Source organism: Stenotrophomonas sp. YJH_SMC_80, from assembly GCF_059372495.1.
Genome location: NZ_JCAFVP010000009.1, coordinates 23,936 through 42,897 on the forward strand (window position 1 = coordinate 23,936; position 18,962 = coordinate 42,897).

Annotated in this window: 26 protein-coding genes; 8 read left to right on the plus strand and 18 right to left on the minus strand. The window is 65.5% G+C overall.

Going from position 1 to position 18,962, the window contains the following annotated elements:
* Window positions 1-2: 2 nt before the first annotated feature.
* Window positions 3-1,520, minus strand: a complete 1,518-nt coding sequence (locus AC5P99_RS14800; protein WP_495213314.1) for an FAD-dependent oxidoreductase — start codon at window positions 1,518-1,520, stop codon at window positions 3-5.
* A gap of 224 nt (window positions 1,521-1,744) precedes the next feature.
* Here AC5P99_RS14800 and AC5P99_RS14805 point away from each other — a divergent pair, with 224 nt between their 5' ends.
* Window positions 1,745-1,975 (plus strand): hypothetical protein, encoded by a 231-nt coding sequence (locus AC5P99_RS14805; RefSeq protein WP_024956843.1) that lies wholly within the window; start codon window positions 1,745-1,747, stop codon window positions 1,973-1,975.
* A 9-nt stretch (window positions 1,976-1,984) separates the two neighbouring features.
* Here AC5P99_RS14805 and AC5P99_RS14810 read toward each other — a convergent pair whose 3' ends face one another.
* Entirely contained in the window at window positions 1,985-2,434 is a 450-nt protein-coding gene (locus tag AC5P99_RS14810) for a BLUF domain-containing protein (RefSeq protein ID WP_005409687.1), read from the minus strand.
* A 189-nt stretch (window positions 2,435-2,623) separates the two neighbouring features.
* Here AC5P99_RS14810 and AC5P99_RS14815 point away from each other — a divergent pair, with 189 nt between their 5' ends.
* Window positions 2,624-2,884: a hypothetical protein gene (locus tag AC5P99_RS14815; protein ID WP_224482002.1), complete on the plus strand. Its 261-nt coding sequence runs from the start codon at window positions 2,624-2,626 to the stop codon at window positions 2,882-2,884.
* 7 nt (window positions 2,885-2,891) lie between these two features.
* Here AC5P99_RS14815 and ligD read toward each other — a convergent pair whose 3' ends face one another.
* Both ligD and AC5P99_RS14825 read right to left on the minus strand, forming a co-directional pair.
* Window positions 2,892-5,441 carry a DNA ligase D gene (ligD, locus tag AC5P99_RS14820; RefSeq protein WP_495213281.1) on the minus strand — a complete coding sequence of 850 codons (2,550 nt, stop codon included), beginning with the start codon at window positions 5,439-5,441 and terminating at the stop codon, window positions 2,892-2,894.
* A 12-nt stretch (window positions 5,442-5,453) separates the two neighbouring features.
* Window positions 5,454-5,630 carry a DUF3606 domain-containing protein gene (locus AC5P99_RS14825; protein ID WP_005409690.1) on the minus strand — a complete coding sequence of 59 codons (177 nt, stop codon included), beginning with the start codon at window positions 5,628-5,630 and terminating at the stop codon, window positions 5,454-5,456.
* A gap of 251 nt (window positions 5,631-5,881) precedes the next feature.
* Between AC5P99_RS14825 and AC5P99_RS14830 the strand changes: the two genes are divergently transcribed.
* Complete coding sequence (locus AC5P99_RS14830; RefSeq protein ID WP_495213282.1) at window positions 5,882-6,379, plus strand: YciE/YciF ferroxidase family protein; 498 nt, start codon at window positions 5,882-5,884, stop codon at window positions 6,377-6,379.
* Window positions 6,380-6,417: 38 nt separating this feature from the next.
* On the opposite strand, the gene AC5P99_RS14835 is transcribed toward AC5P99_RS14830, so the two are convergent.
* From AC5P99_RS14835 to AC5P99_RS14845, 3 genes are read right to left on the minus strand one after another with little or no spacing between them, the layout of a single operon-like run.
* Window positions 6,418-7,152, minus strand: coding sequence for a DNA-formamidopyrimidine glycosylase family protein (locus tag AC5P99_RS14835; RefSeq protein WP_149501052.1), 735 nt, complete (start codon window positions 7,150-7,152; stop codon window positions 6,418-6,420).
* Window positions 7,145-7,912, minus strand: coding sequence for a DUF72 domain-containing protein (locus AC5P99_RS14840; protein WP_495213283.1), 768 nt, complete (start codon window positions 7,910-7,912; stop codon window positions 7,145-7,147). The genes AC5P99_RS14835 and AC5P99_RS14840 overlap by 8 nt, the downstream gene beginning before the upstream one ends.
* Complete coding sequence (locus AC5P99_RS14845; RefSeq protein WP_495213284.1) at window positions 7,909-8,376, minus strand: BLUF domain-containing protein; 468 nt, start codon at window positions 8,374-8,376, stop codon at window positions 7,909-7,911. The genes AC5P99_RS14840 and AC5P99_RS14845 overlap by 4 nt, the downstream gene beginning before the upstream one ends.
* A 301-nt stretch (window positions 8,377-8,677) precedes the next feature.
* On the opposite strand from AC5P99_RS14845, the gene AC5P99_RS14850 reads away from it, so the two are divergent.
* On the plus strand, window positions 8,678-9,001 hold the full coding sequence (locus AC5P99_RS14850; RefSeq protein ID WP_005409695.1) for a KGG domain-containing protein: 324 nt from the start codon (window positions 8,678-8,680) through the stop codon (window positions 8,999-9,001).
* Window positions 9,002-9,122: 121 nt separating this feature from the next.
* Here AC5P99_RS14850 and AC5P99_RS14855 read toward each other — a convergent pair whose 3' ends face one another.
* From AC5P99_RS14855 to AC5P99_RS14865, 3 genes are all read right to left on the minus strand, one after another.
* Entirely contained in the window at window positions 9,123-10,031 is a 909-nt protein-coding gene (locus AC5P99_RS14855) for a manganese catalase family protein (RefSeq protein ID WP_495213285.1), read from the minus strand.
* A gap of 37 nt (window positions 10,032-10,068) precedes the next feature.
* Entirely contained in the window at window positions 10,069-10,590 is a 522-nt protein-coding gene (locus AC5P99_RS14860; protein ID WP_005409697.1) for a ferritin-like domain-containing protein, read from the minus strand.
* A gap of 159 nt (window positions 10,591-10,749) precedes the next feature.
* On the minus strand, window positions 10,750-10,974 hold the full coding sequence (locus tag AC5P99_RS14865) for a hypothetical protein (RefSeq protein WP_044571370.1): 225 nt from the start codon (window positions 10,972-10,974) through the stop codon (window positions 10,750-10,752).
* A 326-nt stretch (window positions 10,975-11,300) separates the two neighbouring features.
* Here AC5P99_RS14865 and AC5P99_RS14870 point away from each other — a divergent pair, with 326 nt between their 5' ends.
* On the plus strand, window positions 11,301-11,693 hold the full coding sequence (locus AC5P99_RS14870) for a response regulator (RefSeq protein ID WP_005409699.1): 393 nt from the start codon (window positions 11,301-11,303) through the stop codon (window positions 11,691-11,693).
* A 13-nt stretch (window positions 11,694-11,706) separates the two neighbouring features.
* Here AC5P99_RS14870 and AC5P99_RS14875 read toward each other — a convergent pair whose 3' ends face one another.
* From AC5P99_RS14875 to AC5P99_RS14905, 7 genes are all read right to left on the minus strand, one after another.
* Complete coding sequence (locus AC5P99_RS14875) at window positions 11,707-12,111, minus strand: BLUF domain-containing protein (protein ID WP_495213286.1); 405 nt, start codon at window positions 12,109-12,111, stop codon at window positions 11,707-11,709.
* A 151-nt stretch (window positions 12,112-12,262) separates the two neighbouring features.
* Complete coding sequence (locus AC5P99_RS14880) at window positions 12,263-12,949, minus strand: glycosyltransferase family 2 protein (RefSeq protein ID WP_149501104.1); 687 nt, start codon at window positions 12,947-12,949, stop codon at window positions 12,263-12,265.
* Window positions 12,946-13,533: a class I SAM-dependent DNA methyltransferase gene (locus AC5P99_RS14885; RefSeq protein ID WP_149501105.1), complete on the minus strand. Its 588-nt coding sequence runs from the start codon at window positions 13,531-13,533 to the stop codon at window positions 12,946-12,948. The genes AC5P99_RS14880 and AC5P99_RS14885 overlap by 4 nt, the downstream gene beginning before the upstream one ends.
* A complete protein-coding gene (locus AC5P99_RS14890; protein ID WP_149501106.1) occupies window positions 13,530-14,288 on the minus strand; it encodes a PIG-L deacetylase family protein in 759 nt (252 codons plus the stop codon). Before AC5P99_RS14890 ends, AC5P99_RS14885 begins: the two co-directional genes overlap by 4 nt.
* Complete coding sequence (locus tag AC5P99_RS14895; protein WP_059034455.1) at window positions 14,276-15,217, minus strand: hypothetical protein; 942 nt, start codon at window positions 15,215-15,217, stop codon at window positions 14,276-14,278. The genes AC5P99_RS14890 and AC5P99_RS14895 overlap by 13 nt, the downstream gene beginning before the upstream one ends.
* A 105-nt stretch (window positions 15,218-15,322) precedes the next feature.
* The gene (locus AC5P99_RS14900; protein WP_149501107.1) at window positions 15,323-15,829 is read right to left on the minus strand and encodes a hypothetical protein; all 507 of its coding nucleotides are present in this window, start codon (window positions 15,827-15,829) and stop codon (window positions 15,323-15,325) included.
* A gap of 10 nt (window positions 15,830-15,839) precedes the next feature.
* A complete protein-coding gene (locus AC5P99_RS14905) occupies window positions 15,840-17,003 on the minus strand; it encodes a zinc-dependent alcohol dehydrogenase (RefSeq protein WP_164255466.1) in 1,164 nt (387 codons plus the stop codon).
* A gap of 148 nt (window positions 17,004-17,151) precedes the next feature.
* Here AC5P99_RS14905 and AC5P99_RS14910 point away from each other — a divergent pair, with 148 nt between their 5' ends.
* From AC5P99_RS14910 to AC5P99_RS14920, 3 genes are all read left to right on the plus strand, one after another.
* Window positions 17,152-17,340, plus strand: coding sequence for a hypothetical protein (locus AC5P99_RS14910; protein ID WP_005409707.1), 189 nt, complete (start codon window positions 17,152-17,154; stop codon window positions 17,338-17,340).
* Window positions 17,341-17,440: 100 nt separating this feature from the next.
* Window positions 17,441-18,079: a DUF6766 family protein gene (locus AC5P99_RS14915; RefSeq protein WP_005413480.1), complete on the plus strand. Its 639-nt coding sequence runs from the start codon at window positions 17,441-17,443 to the stop codon at window positions 18,077-18,079.
* A 3-nt stretch (window positions 18,080-18,082) separates the two neighbouring features.
* Window positions 18,083-18,676, plus strand: coding sequence for a cysteine hydrolase family protein (locus AC5P99_RS14920; protein WP_149501109.1), 594 nt, complete (start codon window positions 18,083-18,085; stop codon window positions 18,674-18,676).
* Here the strand turns inward: AC5P99_RS14920 and AC5P99_RS14925 are convergent.
* Window positions 18,659-18,892: a metallothionein gene (locus AC5P99_RS14925; RefSeq protein ID WP_080353111.1), complete on the minus strand. Its 234-nt coding sequence runs from the start codon at window positions 18,890-18,892 to the stop codon at window positions 18,659-18,661. The two genes, AC5P99_RS14920 and AC5P99_RS14925, sit on opposite strands and share 18 nt — an antisense overlap.
* Window positions 18,893-18,962 lie beyond the last annotated feature (70 nt).

Below are 18,962 nucleotides of genomic sequence, written 5' to 3' on the forward strand. Positions count from 1 at the left end.
GGTCACCGCTGCAGCGGCTGCTCCGCCTGCAGCGGTTCTGGCGTGAGGCCCTGCCGGGCGGGGCCTTCCAGCAGCGCCCCGGTGGCGGAAAAGCGGCTGCCGTGGCATGGGCAATCCCATGTGCGTTCATGGCCATTCCATTGGACAACGCACTTGAGGTGTGGGCACAGCGCCGACATCGCGTGCAGCTGGCCGTGCTCATCGCGGTAGACGGCGGTCCGCTTTCCATCCACGTCCAGCAGTGCGCCACAGCCACGGCTTAACTCGCTGGGTGAGTGCGACAGCGCAGCACCAAGGCGATCTCCCACCATGTGCCGTGCAACCGTGCCATTGGTACGGGCCCAGCCGGCCGCCGAGCGCACTGGCGTGAAGCGCATGGGGCTTAGCAGCTTCTCGATCTCGCTGGTCGTGCCCATGATTCCCTCGGTGATCGCACGAGCGGCCACGCCCGCCCAGGTCAAGCCATCGGGACCATAGCCGGTGGCGACCCACACATTGTCGTGCGCGCTGCTGCCGATGTAGGGCAACTGGTCGGCTGCACGGAACTGCTGCGCCGACCAGCACAGCGGTTCGCCCTGCACGGTGAAGTTGCGACGCGCGTCGGCGACCAGATGCTGTGCCGGATCCATCACCGGGGTTTCGCCGGTGCGATGTGTCTCGCCGACCAGCACCAGCCAGTCGCGGCCATCAGTACCGCGCACCCCGCGCAGCGAGCGGTGCCGATCGGCGATCCAATGAATACCTGCCGCTGGCGGATTGGCAACCGGCACCGCCACGCCGTACTCGCGGTACACCTCCATCTCGGCCTGCACCAGGTTGAACCCTGCCGGCGAGTGGGTGGCGAGCACGAAGTGCCTGGCATGGATGCGGCCGCCAAGGGCGGTGGCAACGCCTGCTGATGCCTCGATGCTGTTGATCTGGGTCCAGTCGTGGATGCGCACCCGGCCCACCAGGTGTCGCGCCAGCTCCCTGCAGAAGGCCGCCGGATCCAACTGCGCCTGATCGGGAACACGGAACGCGTGGCCCAATGCGAATGGCAGCCCGGACTGCTGGTGTTCGCACTGCAGGCCTACGCGCTGATAGGCCTGAAGTTCACGCTCGAATCGCGTCGTCACCTCGCGCGTGCGCTCCTGCATGCCGTATTGCATGGCCACGCGTTCGAAGCCGCAACGCAGATCGTAGCGATGAACCAGCGTCTCGATGGCGCGCAGCGCCTGCTGCCGCCACTGCACGATGCGACTGGCCGTGTCGCCGCCCCAGCGCGAGACCAGTTCTGCCAGCCGGGAGACGGGCGCGTAAAGATTGCCCGTGGACATCACCGTATTGCGCCCGCCGATGGGCCCTGCATCGACCACCAGCACATCCAGGCCGCTATCCGCCAGGCGGGCCGCTGTCAGCAGGCCGGTCATGCCGGCGCCCACCACCAGCACGTCCGCGCGCGTCGTGCCGGCAAGGGGGCGGAAGCAATGCGACTCGGTGTCAGCTGACCATAAGCTGGCGCGCGGGAACGGTTCGGACATGAAAGGGATCCTTGCAGCTTCAGCTGGGAGGCCTCTCTGATACGCCTTGCCGGGTGAAACGATGGTGGCGCGGCCGTGCAGATGATGCTCACGCGCTGCGACGATCAACGCCATGGTCAAGACAAGGTGAGCACTGCGTGGGCAACACGCCTGTGTCGCCTCTGCGCACCGCAACTCTCTGCTTGCAGCGTGGTCGCTAACGTGCCTGGAAGGAGGATCAGGCAGTGAGCACGCACCTGGAAATCGATCTGATGATCGCGCAACTGGACGAACTGCTGCCAACCTGGGCAGCGTTCTACCCCGAGCAGCAGTTCGTCCGCATGCTTGCCGAGGCACTGGACTACATTGCTGCCAGTGCAGACCCGGAGGCCCGGCTGTATTGCGTGATGCGCACCGGGCACCTCAACGCGTGCAGCGGAGAGATTCCATGCGCGGCGCGCTATGGAGGCCGCTAGGCCGGTGGATCACGCCGCGACCGCGTAGGGTTCCACCAACCTGGCCAGGATATCCATCGCCGTCTCGGTTGGCGCATCGTCACCGCTGTGCTGGGCGAACCCTGACCAGTCCGCGCGGGCAAGAAGCTTCAACTGCTCGGGTTGGGTGGGCAGCCAGCGCATCGGCCAGAACGGGAGCCGCCGGTTGCCCACCCTGCCGCGCTGCAACTCGATGAGCCCGGTATGGCTGGAGGCGCCCACCACCCGCGAATACGCCACCCTCAAGCCGTCTTCGGGCCCCTCCATGTACTGCAGGAAGCGGCTGCCGTCGAACAGCAGGACGCCGGTGACGCCGGCACTGCGGTTGAAGCGGGCGGCATCATCGACCAGATCGTCGAGCTTTCCGCTGCCCAGGCCGAACGGATCACCAGCAACGGCTGGGCCCGCTTCGCTGACGTATGCGACTGCCCTGATCGGCATTAACTGCTCCTGTAGCGAATCCCCCCAGATTCCGTGGCCGTAGGATAGGCCACCTGCGCCCCGCAGTTGTTCCCATCATGTGCATTTTGTGAATCAGTTGGGTTCCAGCTGACAAACGGCATGCAGGACGCCTACACCGCCCATGCCGTGGATCGTTTACGCTTGGGCCAGATGACTCGGGAGCGCCCCATGCCCAATACCGGCCTTTTCCATGTTCTGGAGCTGGACGCTGTTTCCGGCGTGCAGGGTATTGAGCGCGTCAGGTCCATTCGCGTGCGCTGCAACACCTGCGGCGGGATTACACAGTTGTCGGGGGACGCGTTGGGGGCGGTGCCCGGTGGAACGACGCTGGTGTGCGGCGCTTGTCCTTCGCGCCAGACGGTCAGCAACGCGCGGCTGGTCGAATGCGATCATGTCCTGCCCGGCAGCGCGCAGGGATCCGACGCGTAGGCGCGGGCTACGGGTCTGCCTGCGCCCAGCGCGCCAGATTCTGCTTCACTTTCCCAATGCCGGCCCAGGGGTCTTTGCGCCGCCGCTTGAGCTTTGCTGGCACGTCCTTGATCGTGAACGCGTCTGCGCGCTTGAGTTTCGCCAGATCGCCCCAGGCGATCGGCAACGCGACCGGTGCGCCCGGCCGCGCCCGCAGCGAGTAGGACGCGACTGCCGTGGCACCGCGCCCGTTGCGCAGGTAGTCGACGAAGATCCGCTTGTTGCGGAGGCTTTTGGTGGCCGTTGCCAGGAATCGCTGGGGCTCGGATTGCGCCAGCGCATCGGCGAAGCCCTTCGCAAAGCGCTTGGTCAGGTCCCAGTCGCATCCCGGGTTGAGCGGCACCACCACGTGCAGGCCCTTGCCGCCGGAGACACGCAGGAACGATTCCAGCTGCAGCTGCGCGAGCAGTTTACGGATGTCGGTTGCCGCCTTCTTGACCTCTGCAAAGGGTACGTCCGGTCCTGGATCCAGATCGAACACCACCCGGTCGGCCTTGTCGGGCGCTTCGGCGTGGCTGCCCCAAGGGTGGAACTCCAACGCGTTGAACTGCACCAGTTCAAGCAGGCTGGCCGCGTCACGCACCACCAGGTAATGGGCGTTGATGCCGCTTTCCTCCTTCAGCCTTACCGGATCGACCAGTTCCAGCCCGGCTGTGTGGTGTTTCTGGAAGAAGCAGGGCTTTGCGGTGCCACTGGGGCATCGGATGATCGACAGCGGACGATCAACCACCTCGGGCAGGAGGTGCTCCATCACTGCTGAGTAGTAGTCCCATACCTCCTGCTTGGTGTAGCCATCGCCAGGAAACAGGATCTTGCCGGGGGACGAAAGCGCGGGCGGTGTGCGGCCGGTAGCGGGTGACTTTTTCGTATCGCGCGCAGGACGCCTGGATGCGGGCTGTCCACCAGAGGGCATGGCCGGCCCGGAGCGATCAGAATCTTCGAGATCGGCGATGTCCTTGTCCGCCCGTACCGCCTTCAGCGATGCCTGGCGCAACAGCTTCTGCCCGCCAATCCCGCGATAGAAGACCTCCACCACGAAACGCGGTGCGAACCAGGTCGCGGCGCGAAGGTCGGTGTCCTGGGTGGGCACGTGCGCCGTCGGCTTGCGGCCGCCGCCGCCTTCGATGCGCTTGCTGACTTCGCCGATCAGTTCGTCCGAGAACCCGGACCCGACGCGGCCGACGTAGAGCCAGCCATGTTTCGGGTCTGGCCGCGCCAGCAGCAGCGAGCCGAACCCGGTGCGGCTGCCTTTCGGCGCGGTGTATCCGACCACCGCGAACTCGTCGCTGGCCAGCTGTTTGGTCTTTCGCCAATCCTCACTGCGGCCGCTGTGGTAGCTGCGATCGGCGCGCTTGGAAATGATGCCTTCGAAGTGCTGCTCACCGGCCAGGCGATAGGCCTCGTCGCCATCCCCCTGCACATGCGAACTGAACGCCAATGGCCTGCCCTGCCCCTCCAGCACGGAGTGCAGCAGGGCTTTGCGTTCCAGCAAGGGCGCATCGGCGATGTCCACGCCATCAAGATGCAGCAGATCGAACAATGCATACGTCAGGACGCCCTGCCGCTCGCCGGAGAGCGTGGCCTGCAGCAGGTTGAAGTCTTCCTTGGTGCCGGCGCCGGCGATGAGCTCACCGTCCAGTGCCGCCGAGGTGAGGCCCAGTGCCGCGATCGCGTCACGTATTTCAGGCAGCTTGCCGGTCCATTCCAGTGCGTTCCGCGACCACAGCTGCACGTTGCCCTCAGCCACCGTAGCAAGGATGCGGTATCCATCCCATTTGATCTCATGCACCCACTGCCCGCCCTGGGGCGGCGCGTCGCCCAGCTTGGCCAACTGCGGCTCAAACGGCCCGGACGGCGCCGCCGCCCTTCTCGCCTTGCCGAGCGCCAGGGCCTTCTTCGCCCAGTTCTTTCGTCGGGTGCGTGTGGGGGATACGACCGTGAGCTTCTTCTTCGCGGTCTTTCCGGCTCCGGCACGCTTCAGGTCCTCCGGGGGCGCTACAGCAACATCCGCGAGCAGATCGTCTGCCTCGATATCGCTGGCAAATTCATCGTCATCCTTGAACAGCAGCCACTGTGGCTGGCGCGCAGGCTTGCCGGAACGGACCAGATGCCATCCACCCTTGAGCTTGGCGCCGAAGAGCTCGAAGCGTAAATGGCCCTTGGCGAGCTGGGCTTCCGGGTCGCCCTGCGTGGCCCACACACCGTGGTCGAACTGGGCGACATGTCCGCCGCCATACTGGCCTTTGGGAATCTCGCCTTCAAATGCTGCGTAGTCGACGGGATGATCCTCCACCTCCACCGCCATGCGCTTGACCTTCGGGTCGTAGCTGGGGCCCTTGGGAACGGCCCAGCTCTTCAGGGCGTCACCCACCTGCAGACGGAAGTCGTAGTGCCTGCGGCTGGCATGATGCAACTGCACCACGAAAATGGCGCGTTGGCCTTTTGGCAGCGCCTTGCCCGGTTCGGGCTCCCTGGTCTGGTCAAAACGACGCTTGCGGCGGTACTCGACCAGTGACATGGCAGCTCCGCGCTACTTTCCCAGGTGCTTGCGTACAGCAGCGGCGGTGGGCCCGACCTCGGCGACCGCGGCCCGAAGTTCCTCGGCTGACACACCCAGCGTCGTGGTCCAGTACTGCAGTTCATAGTCTTCGTTGACGTTGATGCGATCCCGGTCCGGGCTGCCGGTGTTCTTCTTGTCATCGCTCATGGGAGTCTCCACGCGTGATCGGGCGTGAAGTGACCGTACCGGCCGGCCCATGGGCACCAGGCGATGCCACCGTGAAGCGATGGCGAAGGCCTGCCGTTATCGGCACTGCGGCAGGCGGGCGACGGACGCCACCTCGTGAAGACAACGCGCAGGGTTCGCGTTGGCGTTCACATGCCGCCTTCACCTGGCCCCCGCCTGATCGCAACCGGGCGGGACCTACGCTGAGCGCTCCACTCACAGCGGAGCCCAGCATGGCTATCAAGACAGCGGAAGACCTGTTCATCCACGAACTCTCGGATATCTACAGCGCCGAAAAGCAGCTGACCAAGGCCCTCCCGCGCCTGGCCCGTGCGGCCGAGAACCCTGACCTGGCCACAGCATTTGAAACGCACCTGGAAGAAACCCAGGGCCAGATCGAGCGCATCGACCAGGTGGTGGAGGTTCTCGGCATCCGGCTGAAGCGTATCAAGTGCGCGGCGATGGAAGGTCTGGTGGAGGAAGGCAAGGAAGTGATCGAGAGCATCGACAAGGGCCCTGTGCGCGATGCCGCCCTGATCGGCGGCGCGCAGAAGGTCGAGCATTACGAGATCGCGTCCTACGGCACCATCGCCGCGCTGGCCAAGCAGCTGGGCTACAAGGACGCCCTGCCGCTGCTGCTGGAGACGCTTGAGGAAGAGAAGGCCACCGACGAGAAGCTCACCCTGCTGGCCAAGGGCGGCGGCAATGCCAAGGCGGCCCAAGCCGCCTGATCGACGCGCCCCGAAGCCGGCCGCCATGGACGGCGGCCTCAGGGTTCGTACAGCACCTGGTCGTTCGGGCAGAAGAACGTGCGCCGCCGGGTGGTGCCCATGTAAAGCTTGCTGATCGGGCCGCCGCATGCCGGGCAGATCCTGCGCGTGTGTACCTGCCAGTGCTTCTTCAACTCGAAACGGCGCTTCCACTGCAGGAAATCAAAGCTGTAGGCGCGGGCCTGCGTGATCAGCGCGGTGAGCCTGCGCGGTGGCAGGTCGCCCAGCCGCGTGGCGGGGTGCACGCCTATACGGAACAGCACCTCGTTCTTGATGATGTTGCCCACGCCGGCAAAGACCGTCTGGTCCAGAAGCGCATCGCAAACCATGACGTCCGGCATTGCCTTCAGCTTGCGCCGGGCCAGCTTCGGATCCCATGCATCGTTCATCACGTCCGCGCGCCAGTCGTAGACCTCGTCCAACGGCTCGTCGATCAGCCGCACGGAACACGCATAGAAGTTCAGCTCGCCATTGTCGAACAGCAGGGATACACGCGGCGGGGTTGGCTTCCGTTCGTCGATGCGCCAGCTGCCGAACATCATCAGATGGATGCGCAGTGTGTGGCGGCTGAATTCCAGCAGGAAGTGCTTGCCCCAACTGCGGACCGCCTTGACCCTTCTGCCCTGCAGCGGCGACAGGTCGACCCGGCTGTTCCCGGAGACGGCGCGGACCACGCGCCCCTTGAAGTGGCTCGCTGCTTTGCGCAGCAGGACGATCGAAGGGCCTTCAGGCATGTTCCTTCTCCTGCAGCAGCGCCTGCAGGTGCAGGGCGTTGCCGGTGGCGTGACCCAGTGCGGTGTTGTCCAGTACGAACCAGGCGGGTCGTTTCGCGTCGGCCTCGGCCAGCAGCTGCCGCGCAAGGTGGGCAAGGGTGGGTTCGTCGTAGGCACTGCGATAGATCTGTGGCTGGCCGTGCCAGCGCCAGTAGCTCCACGCGCGGTCACCGCCGGGCGTCGCTGCCGCCGGCACACGTGCCGGATCCGCGGCAACCCGTGCCACGCCATGCGCGCTCAGAAGCGCATCCACTTCCGGCGTGAACCAACTCGGGTGGCGCGGCTCGCACGCCACATCGGCCCGGGTGCGCGCGCGCAGGCCCCGCAGGAATGCTCTGGCCGCGGCCGTGTCGTACACCAGGCTCGGCGGCAACTGCAGCAGTAACGGCCCGAGCTTTTCACCCAGCTCCAGCACGCCTTCAAGGAACCGCTCGAGCGGTTGCATTGCGTCGCGCAGCCGACGCTCATGGCTGATCTCTCGCGGCAGTTTCACCGCGAACCGGAAGCCCTCCGGCACGCTCGCCGCCCATCGCGCATAGGTCCTGGCCTGGTGCGGTCGATAGAAGGATGAGTTGATCTCCACCATCGGCAGGCGTGTGGCGTAGCGCTGCAGCGCGCTGTCGCCCGCGCCGAACGCTTCCTGAGCCGCGCGCGGCAGCGACCAGCCCGCACAGCCGACACGCAGTGGAGCGGATGCACGCGGGGCGGCCGCCACCGTCATCGTACCAACTGCCCGTACGGTTCCAGGGTCTCTCCCGCACCTGCATCCGTGTGCAACTGCGAGACCGACAGCAGACGATCCAGTGCGCTGTTTCCGGAGTCGAGCGCCGAGGCGCTGCGCACGAAGCCGGTCCAATCAGAGATGGCGATCTTTCCCAGCGCGAGCTCATCCACCCGCACGCTGCGCATTCGCCAGTGCGGAAACTGCCGCCGCCCCACCCTGCCCCGGTTCAGCTCGACGATCCCACTGTGGCTGCCGGCCGCGAGAATGCGCGTGTACGCCGCATTGATCCCGGCCTCCGGGCCCTCCAGATACTGCAGGAAGCGCGAGCCGTCGAACAGCAACGTGCCGGTGACATCGACGGATTCGTTGAACTGCACCGCTTCGGCCACAAGCCGTTGCAGCCGCTCTTCGGTCAGGCTTGGGGACGCTTCACTCACATAGGCAATCGCACGAAAAGGCATGGCACCACCGGTTGTCGCAGACAGCTCTACCTTAGCGACGCGGGTCGTATGTGCAGTGAGGCCGGCGTAGAGGCTGCGTCGAGTTGAGGCGCGGGCCCGCCGCATTGCTTTGACACGTGATCGAGCGCGGCGGGCGCGCCTGCGGCGCACACGCGCGTGCACCACGTTTCGTGGAGACCGGATGAGGAATCGTGGGCTTCCGGATGACGCCACGTTGGCGGTCATGCCACCGCCGTCTAGCGCCGGATCTGGAAGATGGTCCCTGCCGCCAGTCGGGCGGCTCAACCCAGGGAGACTTTCCATGGCCAACCAGAACCAGAACCAGGGCAACAGCAACCGCGGTTTCGCTTCGATGGACGAGGACAAGCAGCGCGAGATCGCCGCCAAGGGTGGACGTGCCGCGCACGAATCAGGCAACGCCCATGAATTCAGCTCGGAAGAAGCACGTGAAGCCGGCCGCAAGGGCGGCGAAGCGGTGAGCCAGGATCGCCAGCACATGGCGGACATCGGCCGCGAAGGCGGCCAGAACAGCCGCGGGGGTGGAAACCAGGGCGGTAACCAGGGCGGCGGGCAGCAACAGCAGGAACGCGGCGGCGGCAACAACCGCGGTGGCCAGCAGCGCTGATCGCGGCTGAAGGCAGATGCACCGCTTCGTGGGCGGACGTGATGTCCGCCCACTTTCGTACGCCTTGACGCTGATCAAGGGCTTCGCCACTGGGGCGCCGCAGATGGGCGCCCCAGCCCTTTCACGGCTCGCGTGGTGGCAGGTCCAGTGCTCCCGCGCCCGGGCCGGCCCCCAGCTCGGCCCCGGTGGTCGGCCGCGCTTCCGGGTCGGAGAGTGTACGCAGGGCCATGGTCTGCACTGCCGCTTGTTCGCGCGCGTCCAGGTCCACCGTGCCGCCGCCGTCGCCACCATCCACAGCGGTCTGTGCCTCGCGGTCGCTGACCCGCTCCCATAGCTCGCCGCTGTTCCAGCTGCCCTGCAGGTCGTCGGCGCCGTCGCCCTGCGACATGTCCATGTACAGATCGGTGAACGCAGGGTCCCCCGGCAGCTTGCCCGGCGGGAAGTTGGGCTGGATGCTGTGCAGCGCCTTCTCGAATGACTTCATGTGCGCGATCTCGCGCGTCATCAGGAAACGCAGCGCATCCTTGATGCCGGGGTCGTCGGTGACGTTGATCAGGCGCTCATACACCAGCTTGGCGCGCGCTTCCGCAGCGATGTTCGAGCGCAGATCGGCGGTAGGTTCCCCGATCGAGTCGATGTAGGCCGCTGTCCACGGCACCCCGCTGGAATTGACCAGCGCCGGCCCGCCACCGTACAGGATCTGCTCGGTATGGCTGGTGCTGTTCTGCCCCAGCAGCCGCATATCCTCGGCCTCGGCAAGCCCTTCGGACTGAATGGCCTTCGGCCCGCGGTTGAGCATGGCGATGATGGTGCCGATGATCTCCAGATGGCTGATCTCTTCGGTGGCGATATCCATCAGCAGGTCCTTGCGGCCCGGATCGCATTCGCCAAGTCCCTGGGTGAAGTAACGCATGGCGGCAGCAAGCTCGCCCTGCGGGCCGCCGAACTGTTCAAGCATGAGGCCGGCGAGCTGCGGGTTGGATTCGCGCACGCGCACGGTGTACATCAGCTTCTTGTGATGAAAGAACATGGGGTTTCTCCAATGGCTGGCTGTGCTGGCTTCGGGGTCAGCGCTTGGCTTGCGCGCCCGGCGTTTCGTCGCGATTGAGGAACGCACCGACCAGGCCGTCCTGGTGGTCTTCCAGCCAGCGCGCCATGGCGATCTCTTCCTGCAGGATCTGGCCACAGACCGCGGCGATGTCCGGCGCTGCGGCACGCTCGGCAGCAATCACCAGCGCCCGGTAGGTGGCGATCTCGGTGTTTTCGAAGCCGAACGAGAGCCCTACGCTCTTGACCACCTCGTCTTCCATCAGGCTTGTGCCGGCCGCATGGAGAGCCGCAGTCATGCTGGCGAACAGTCCCTTGGCGGTCGGCACGCTTCCTCCAAGCGCTTCAATGCACTGGCGCAGCGAGGCGGCCTGCCCCTGCGTCTCCTGGACGTGCTGGGCGATCCGTGCAGCGAGGTGGGGATAGTTCTGGATCCGCGAAGCCATGGCCTTCATCATGGTCTCCGCCTCCTGCTCCATGGCGTAGGCGTCCTGCAGCCACTTCAACAGGCGCTCGCTTCGGGCGTTGTTCTGGTCTGCCATTTCGTTCTCCGGTGCGGGGCGACATGCCTCCGGAGACCATGGTGGAGCGCCGGCAATCACTGCCCTGTCGGCCGGTGTGAGCCGTCGAAGGTGGGCGCTGCACGCAGTGGTGATGCGGCGATAACATCCGCAGCCCTGTGTTTCACCCAGGAGGTGCTCTCAGGTCGCCATTGCGCTGGATACGCCCACGCCGGCTGCAGGTCGCTCGCGCCTGGCGTTCGAGGCGCACGCGCCGCCCGCCGCCATCACGGCCTGCATTACCCGATGTTGAGCACGATGCCCGCCACCATCCACGCCCACGACGTAGACGAAGCGCCCATCGAACTTTGCCTGTGCGCCTTCCATGGCGTCGTCGGCCAGCAGTGCTCGCTTCAGCGACTTCATCCAGGCCCGTTCAGGCGCCCGGTCCAGCTCCACGACGATGGCGGCACCGCCGCAGTCGAGTGGCATGCACTCGACACGCAGTACGCCTGGAGCGACAGAATCGGTTCCGGATAGCGGCATGACAGAATCTCCGATGGGGGGACGGCGGCAGTATCCACAGCGCGTGCCAAGACGCCGTCAACGAAATCCAGGGCACCTTCCACACCTCCTCCACCCAGTTGGCGGCGCGCTCTCGGGGGCTTCGCGCCGGGCTGACAATGCACACGCATGGCGTTGATGCAGCACAGCACAGACTGCAGTTCCCAGGACAACACAGGCGTGCACGTATGCAATCCGGAATGAGCCAGCGCAGATGCAACCTGCTGCTGGTGGAAGACCAGCTCGACCTGGCTGCGCTGATGGAACAGGCGCTGGAGGACGCAGGCGATCAGGTGACGCATGCCTACAGCGTGTTCGATGCGCTGGGGCTGCTGGACAACCAGCGATTCGACGGCGCCGTGCTCGATGTCGAGCTTCGCGACGGCGTGGTCTTCCCGGTGGCTGATCGCCTGACGGAACTCGGTATTCCGTTCCTGTTCGTATCCGCGGTCTATGACCAGTTGGTGCCGCAGCGTCACCGTCGCGCCGCTTTCGTGGCCAAACCGTTCCACGTCGGCGAGTTGCAGGAGACGGTTCGGCGCGTCATGGGGGATGTCTGCGTGCAACCGCCGGCGCATTGATTGCCATGGGTGGTCACCCCAGGTGCGGGGCCACCACCAGGCTCAGCTGGCGCAGCGCGCCGCCACGGGAGAGCCCATCCCAGTTGCTGCGCGCCACGCTGCGGATCTCGGAGGCATCGACCCACAGCAGCCGCATTGACCAGTAGGGAAAGAACCGGCCGGAAGCCCTGCCCCGGCCCAGCTCGATCAGCTCGCAATGGCTGCGGGCACTGAGGATGCGGCTGTACACCACGTTGATGCTGTCTTCCGGTCCCTCGATGTACTGGAGGAAACGGAGCCCGTCGTAAAGAAGTACACCCGTAACGCCAGCTTCGAAGTTGAAGCGGGCGGCGGCCCTGGCGAGGTCATCCACATGGTCCATGGAAAGCCCCGATGTCGCCTCACTTGCGTAGGCGACTGCACGGAGGGGCACGTTCATTCCTTCTGACGCAGGAAATTTCCTGCTCGTCCATCATCGCTTCGCGGAGGTAGGCAGGGATGAGGGCCTTCGTGGCCCGCGCTGTCCCAACGCTCTCCTCAACCGCACGCTCCGATAACACGGGGCGCTTGCGTGATGGTGTGGCTGACCCTCAGGTGATCAGCGCCGATGCTTCCGCGCCTGAGCGCTCGCCATCCAGCGCCGCCAGATAAGCGGAGAATCCGCCTGTAGCGCGCCCCTGCAGACGCGCACTTGTCATCACCACGGGAGCGCCGGCCCATCGCACCACCGCACCGCAGCGTTGCAGCGCTCTGACAAGCGCCACGTCTTCACTACAGTGCAGGGGAGCAAAGCCGCCCACGGCCCGATAGGAACAGGCAGATACGCCGAGGTTGGCACCGTGGATGCGCCCATGATCGTCGCCCCACTGCTGTCTTGCCTGCAATGCCCTGCGCAGGCGCCGTTCACCCTGGCAGGACGTCGCTATGTCCACCAGTCCGCAGAAAGCGTCACAACTGCCCTGAACCTGTGCGGCCAGCCACTCGGGAGGCACCTCGCTGTCAGCGTCCGTGCTTGCCAGCCACCTCGCGCCCCGTCCCAGCAGTTCAGCAGCGGCTGCGGCCCGGGCGACACCGACGCAGCGTGCATCCAGCTGTACGCTGCCGACCTGGTGTTGGCGGCAGATGGTGCCCGTTGCATCCGTACACGCATCCAGCGCGACCATCACCTCCACTGCTTCGCCGCCGAGGCCCGGGTGAAGGGCCGCCACCCGGATGGATTGCAGGCACCGCGCGATACTGTCCGCCTCGTTGTGGGCGGGTATCAGGACGCCTATCACCGCAGGCCCTCGTTCCGGGCCAATGACAAGGGGCCCCGTGTCCATCCCTGAAGCACGAAGTCCGCATCGCGGTAGTGGAAGGCTTCCTGCAGGCCTTCCCCCAGGCATCGATGCACCACCTCGGTCCGGCTCGCGCGTCCGGCGAACGAGGGCAACCAATGGCAGGCAACCAGCAGGCCGTCATCGCGAAGTGCTTCATCGATGCCACCGCGCAGCTCGCGCAGTGCGCCTGCCCCCAGGTAGTAGCCCATTTCGCCGCAGACGATCAGGTCGAAGCGTCCTGGCGGCCATTGCTCGGGATGGCTGGCGCAATGGACCTGCACGTGCGGCAGATGGGCCAGGTTGCGGCGCGCCTGGAACGCCGCACGTGGGCTGATGTCCGTTGCCAGCAGGCGTTCGCAACGTGCTGCCAGCGCCTCGGTCAGTACGCCGTTGGAACACCCCAGTTCCCAGCCGCGAGCGAACAGGCGCTGGCTGAGGCTTGCCAGCAGCAGCGCACGCTTGCGCTCTTCATACCACCGGCTGCGGTAGCCGAACGGGTCCTCCTGCTCATGCAGGTCATCGAAGTACGGTTGCGCGCTCATGCAAGGAATACCTCGTAGTTTCGGAAGAATCGGGCGAGCACATGTGCGGGCAGCACCGGCGGGCTGTTCAGGCCCACCACGTCGCCGGTCTGCGTACGGAAATGCGCGATTGCGTTTCGCTTTGCGGACGCCACTGCTGAAATGTCGACCAGCTTCGGAACCTCCCACGCCATATGTGCGCAGGCAGGGTCAAGCCAGTGCCAGCCCCACACCGGATACTCCAGCCGGTGGCAACCAACCGCCCGCGCGGCGCCGCAGGCAGCGCGCCCTGCCGCTTCGTGATCGGGGTGACCATCAAACCGCCATGGCGCCAGGACCAGGTCGCGCGGTTGCAGATACTGCTGCAGCCAACCTTCCAGCCCCTGCTCATGCGCGCTGACCGCGCCGTCGGCGATACCCAGGTGGAAGATGGAGCCGACCGGAATGCCGAGTTCGCCCAATGCCGCGGCAAGCTCCGCTCGGCGCGCTGATCGCAGGCGTTCGGGCGTCCACCACGGCTCGCCCGGGTAGCATGCTTCGCCGTCGGTCACGGCAACGACACTGACGTTGATACCCTGCCCCGCAGCGTGATGCAGCAGTCCGCCACAGCCGAGGATTTCGTCGTCCGGATGCGGCGCGACCACCACCATGCGGTCATGCCCGCTGCAGAGTGCGGTTGCCGATGTGGTCGGTTGCTGCCAGAGCCAATCGCAGTGCAGCCAGGCCTGCTCCTGGGTTCCTTCCCCTTGCAGGGGTGTCCTGGCTACAGCGCCCATGTTGCCTCCTGTGCTGCACGCTGCTCGCCCAGCCATTCCCAATCGCGATCGGCGTGGCTCTGGCGAAGGAACACGGTCAGGTCCGCGCAGCGCCGGGCATGGGCGTCCTCCAGGCACATCGGGCCCGGGCCCAGCGCCCGACCCGCCAGGTCCAGCACACGCGTTGCCGCGCGCTCAACGACACAGCGCACGCGCACTACATCTTCGCGATGGGCCAGTTCGGGCGCGGCGTCGATGTGCGCCGCCAGTTCGCGAAGCAGCGCGGCTGCCGGGCCCAGGGCGAGGTCCACTTCACCCAGCAGCCGCGCGCGATTTCCCTCGGTGCAGGCCGGTCGCATGCGCTCGGCCAATGCAGCCGCTGCACCAAACCAGACCGCCGCGATGCCTGCCCCGCCGTGCCAGAAGCCCGGGCGCTGCAGGTAGTCATCGCGCGCCCCCAGAATCACCATCGGTGCGCCGTCAAAGCGCACCGTGGTGGAAGGGATTGCGGCCATGCCCACGGCAGGCCACGGCTCGCCCGCAAGTGTGTGCCAGTGTTCTGCCGCTACCTGGCATAGCCACACGCCCTGCGGGTTGCGAACCGTTACCAGTGCCGCATCCACCCATGCGCTGCCGGAACACCAAGGTTTGTCACCGTACAACCCACCGCCGGCATCGATGCGAACGGTGTTGGCCGGACCCTCTGCAGCCCACACCGCCAGCAACGTGTCTTCAGCAGGGATGGGCGCCCTCAACTCGGCAGCAATCGCCTGGGCGTCATAGTGGGCCTCCAGTACCTTGGCCAGGCAAAGATCCTCTGCCCCCCAGGCTGCCAGCGCCTGCCAACGCTGCAGCGTCTGGCCGCCACCGGGCAAAGGCAATGCCGGTTGCTGCACCAGCACCTGGCGTGCGCGATTGAACAGCGAAGAGGATGACGTCACATCCTGCATGGGTGGCAGACCTGCAATGGAGATACGCCATGAACGTAGGCGGCGGGCGGTCACATGCCTGTCTTGATGGCGTGGCGGGCACATGAATGCCCGGCACCGTGATCCTCACGGACCCGTCTGCGGGCGTTGCTCTCTTGCACGCACGCACTGCCGCAGTTCCCAGAGCCATGGCAGCACCACCAGGCCCAGCGCCGGCAGCAGGGCGAGCCACCAGACGTCCGGTGCTGCAGGCTTCACTTCGAGCGACCACCGCGGGTGGGCCTGCCAGCCCACCCAGGCCAGCAGGACCCACGGCGCGGCATCCAGCACGCTGTGCACATGTTGTTCCGCCGGGCTGATGCGTCGACGGCCGTCCGCGCTGACGGTATCGAGATAGCCGGCGACCGCGTGTGCGATGACCAGGCCTGCCAGAAGCGCGACCAGCGACAACGTGTTCTCCAGCAGGAGCCAGGCAAGCACGCCGCTGCCGATCAGCAGCAGCTGCACCCCATGCAGCAGGCTTTCGCGCATCGCGGAAGTGTGCGGAAGATCGGTGCGCCGGTGAAAATGGAAATCCAGCGATCCGGCAGCCAGCCACAGGGCGTAGACACAGGCGATGACAATCGCGCTCATGGCGGCACGCTCAGGGTGTCAATACGATCTTGCGGCAGTCATCGTCCTTGGCATCAAACATTGCATAGCCCTGAGCTGCATCGGCCAGGCGCATCCGGTGCGAGATGATGTCACCCGGGTGCAGCTTTCCTTCCATGATTGCGTCGAGCAGTTCCGGCATCAGTCCCTGCACGTGGGTCTGCCCCATCTTGAACGTCAGCCCCTTGTCGAACGCATCACCCAGCAGAAAACCATGGATGAAGCCAGCGTAGACACCCGGGATGCTGACCACGCCGCCGCGGCGTGCTGCCGCGATGCACTGCCTGATCGCCACGCCGCTGCTGCCTTCCAGTTTCACGGCAGTCAATGCTGACTCCAGCGCGCTGCCCTCGGCCTCGAAGCCTACCGCCTCAATGCAGGCGTCCACGCCCCGCCCACTGGTCTGGGCAAGGATGTAGTCCGCCGGGTCTTCGATCTCCTTGAAGTCGATGGGCGTCACACCGTAGGTACGGCGCGCGTAATCCAGACGGTAACGAAGATGGTCGACCATGAAGATGGTCTCTGCGCCCAGCAGGCGGCAGCAGGCCGCGCTCATCAGTCCCACCGGGCCCGCACCGAAGATGGCCACTGTCGAGCCCGCCTTCACCCCTGCGTTCAGCGCAGCCTGGTAGCCGGTGGGGAGAATGTCGGACAGGAACAGCACCTGCTCATCCGCAATGCCCTCCGGAATGCGCAGCGGGCCTACATTCGCCTTCGGTACACGCACGAATTCGGCCTGGCCCCCGGCCACGCCGCTATACAGATGGCTGTAGCCGAACAATGCGGCCGGAGGCAGCATGCCCTTCTGATTCAGTGCGGCGCCCTTGCCGGTATTGGTGGTTTCGCAAGCGGCATACTCGGCCAGGCGGCAATGGAAGCACTCTCCACAGGCGATCACGAAAGGGATCACTACACGATCGCCCGGCTGCACCTGGGTCACGCCGCTGCCGACCTCTTCCACCACGCCCATGAACTCGTGGCCGAGCACATCGCCATCGTGCAGATCCGGAATCTTGCCGCGATACAGGTGCAGGTCCGATCCACAGATGGCGGTGGCAGTTACCCTCAGGATCAGATCATCCTCGGCCGCCAGTACCGGGTCCGGTACGGTCTCGACTCGCACATCCTTGCGGCCGTGATAGGTCAATGCCTGCATCGTGCTTCTCCAGGAGCTCGGGACGCCAGCATCGCAAGGCCGCCATCCCGCTTCGGTGACATCCCGGTGTGCACGGCGTTCATTCTACGGGGTCATGGTGTTAACCCGGCCCGGTGCAGTCTTCGGTCTTTCGACGCAGGAGCTGCCCATGAACGACAAGCTGCCCTTCAATCCGACGACAGACGTGGACGATCAGTCGAAGGCGCACACGCCGGACAAGCGGCGCAACGATCGAGCCAAGTGGAAGGAGCACGACATGCCCGACGACGGCGATGGCCCCAAGGCCGTACCGGAAGACTACGAACGTCCTGATCCTGACCCGACCGGAAAGCGTTGAGTCCGCCTCACATTCTGGATGCGCCGGATTCACGGGTCATGGCCTGCTACCCGCGCAAGCTTCGCGCACGGCCTCTGGAACAGACTGAACGAGGTGTTGCATGTGGAAACGCAACGGTCTCTCGCTGGTGCTGCTTGTGCTCACGCTTGTGTTCATCGTCGGGCAGGCGGTTGCCGGGCATCACGTGCACAACCAGGAACTGGTCGAGCACGGACGCGCGCCGATCGATCTCTGGCACTACCTCGCGACGGGGCACTTCGTCAGCGCCACGTTCGAGAACTGGGAGAGCGAGTTCCTGCAGATGGGGATGTATGTGCTCCTGACGGTCAGCCTGCGCCAGCGCGGCTCGGCCGAATCGCGGCCGCTGGACCCTGCGCAGGAACAGAATCGCGTCGAGCCGGGGCCCACGCCGTGGCCGGTAAGGCGCGGTGGTCCATGGAAGACGCTCTACGGTCATTCGCTTGCGATCGCGTTCGGCCTGTTGTTCCTGTTCAGCTTTACGCTGCATGCAGTGGGAAGCTGGCGCGCCGAGGAAGCCGAACAGCAGTTGAAGGGATTGCCGCCGCCAGGCTTTGTAGAGCACCTCGCCAGCAGCACATTCTGGTTCGAATCCATGCAGAACTGGCAGAGCGAATTCCTGGCCGTACTATCCCTGGTGGTGCTGACGATTTTCCTGCGCCAGAAAGACTCGCCGCAATCCAAGCCGGTTGAAGCCCCACACGCGCAGACAGGTGATTGAGCCATGCGAGATGATCCATCGACGGCCCTGCTGATCATCGACATGTTCAGCCGATTCGACTTCCCTGGCGCTGAGAAGCTGGCGCCGGCGGCAGAGCGGGCGGCCCGGCAGATCCGGCGCCTGAGGGATCACTTCGACGAACGCGGTTGGCCGGTCATCTACGCCAACGACAATTTCTCGGAATGGAAGCGCGATTTCCGCCAGCAGGTGGAACAGTGCCGGCGCGACGGTGGCCCGGCGGGGCGAATCGCCGGCCTTCTCTCGCCTCTGCCAGGTCACTACTTCGTGCTCAAGCCCAAGCACTCGGCCTTTCTGGCCAGCCCTTTGCCGATTCTGCTGGCCAAACTGGGAGTGCGCCGCCTTTGGCTGTGTGGCATGACGGCCGATTCGTGTGTCCTGGCTACAGCGTTGGACGCCAACGCCAGGGAATTCCACGTGGTGTTGGCGTCGGAGGCCGTGGCGGGAATGCCAGCGCAGAAGCGGCGGGCACTGGCGCTGCTTGCTGGTTCGGGCGCAGCGCGGGTCGCGCGGGTTTCTTCGCTTGTCTCTGGGCAGGAGCGGGATGGCGCTGACGGCGACTCAGGCCCGGTCGGCTAAACCCTGTACACCTGAATGACCAGCGCAGTGTGCGCAGCAGAAGATCTGGCCGTTTCCTTCAACACCATGCCCGATAACAGCGCAATCGCAGTGTGCGCAGCGCGGTGCGAATGAGTGGATCGCGCATTCGAACGAATCGAACGTGCCGCTGCGTCCGCCCTGCTGGAGGGTGAAGCTCTTGTCGTAGTTGTTGCCGCAGACATCACAGGTGGCCATGGGGCACCTCGTGCTGTGGAAGGAACATGCAGTGTGGACAGCGCGGGTGTCGGTGGCCGTGAATGCACCG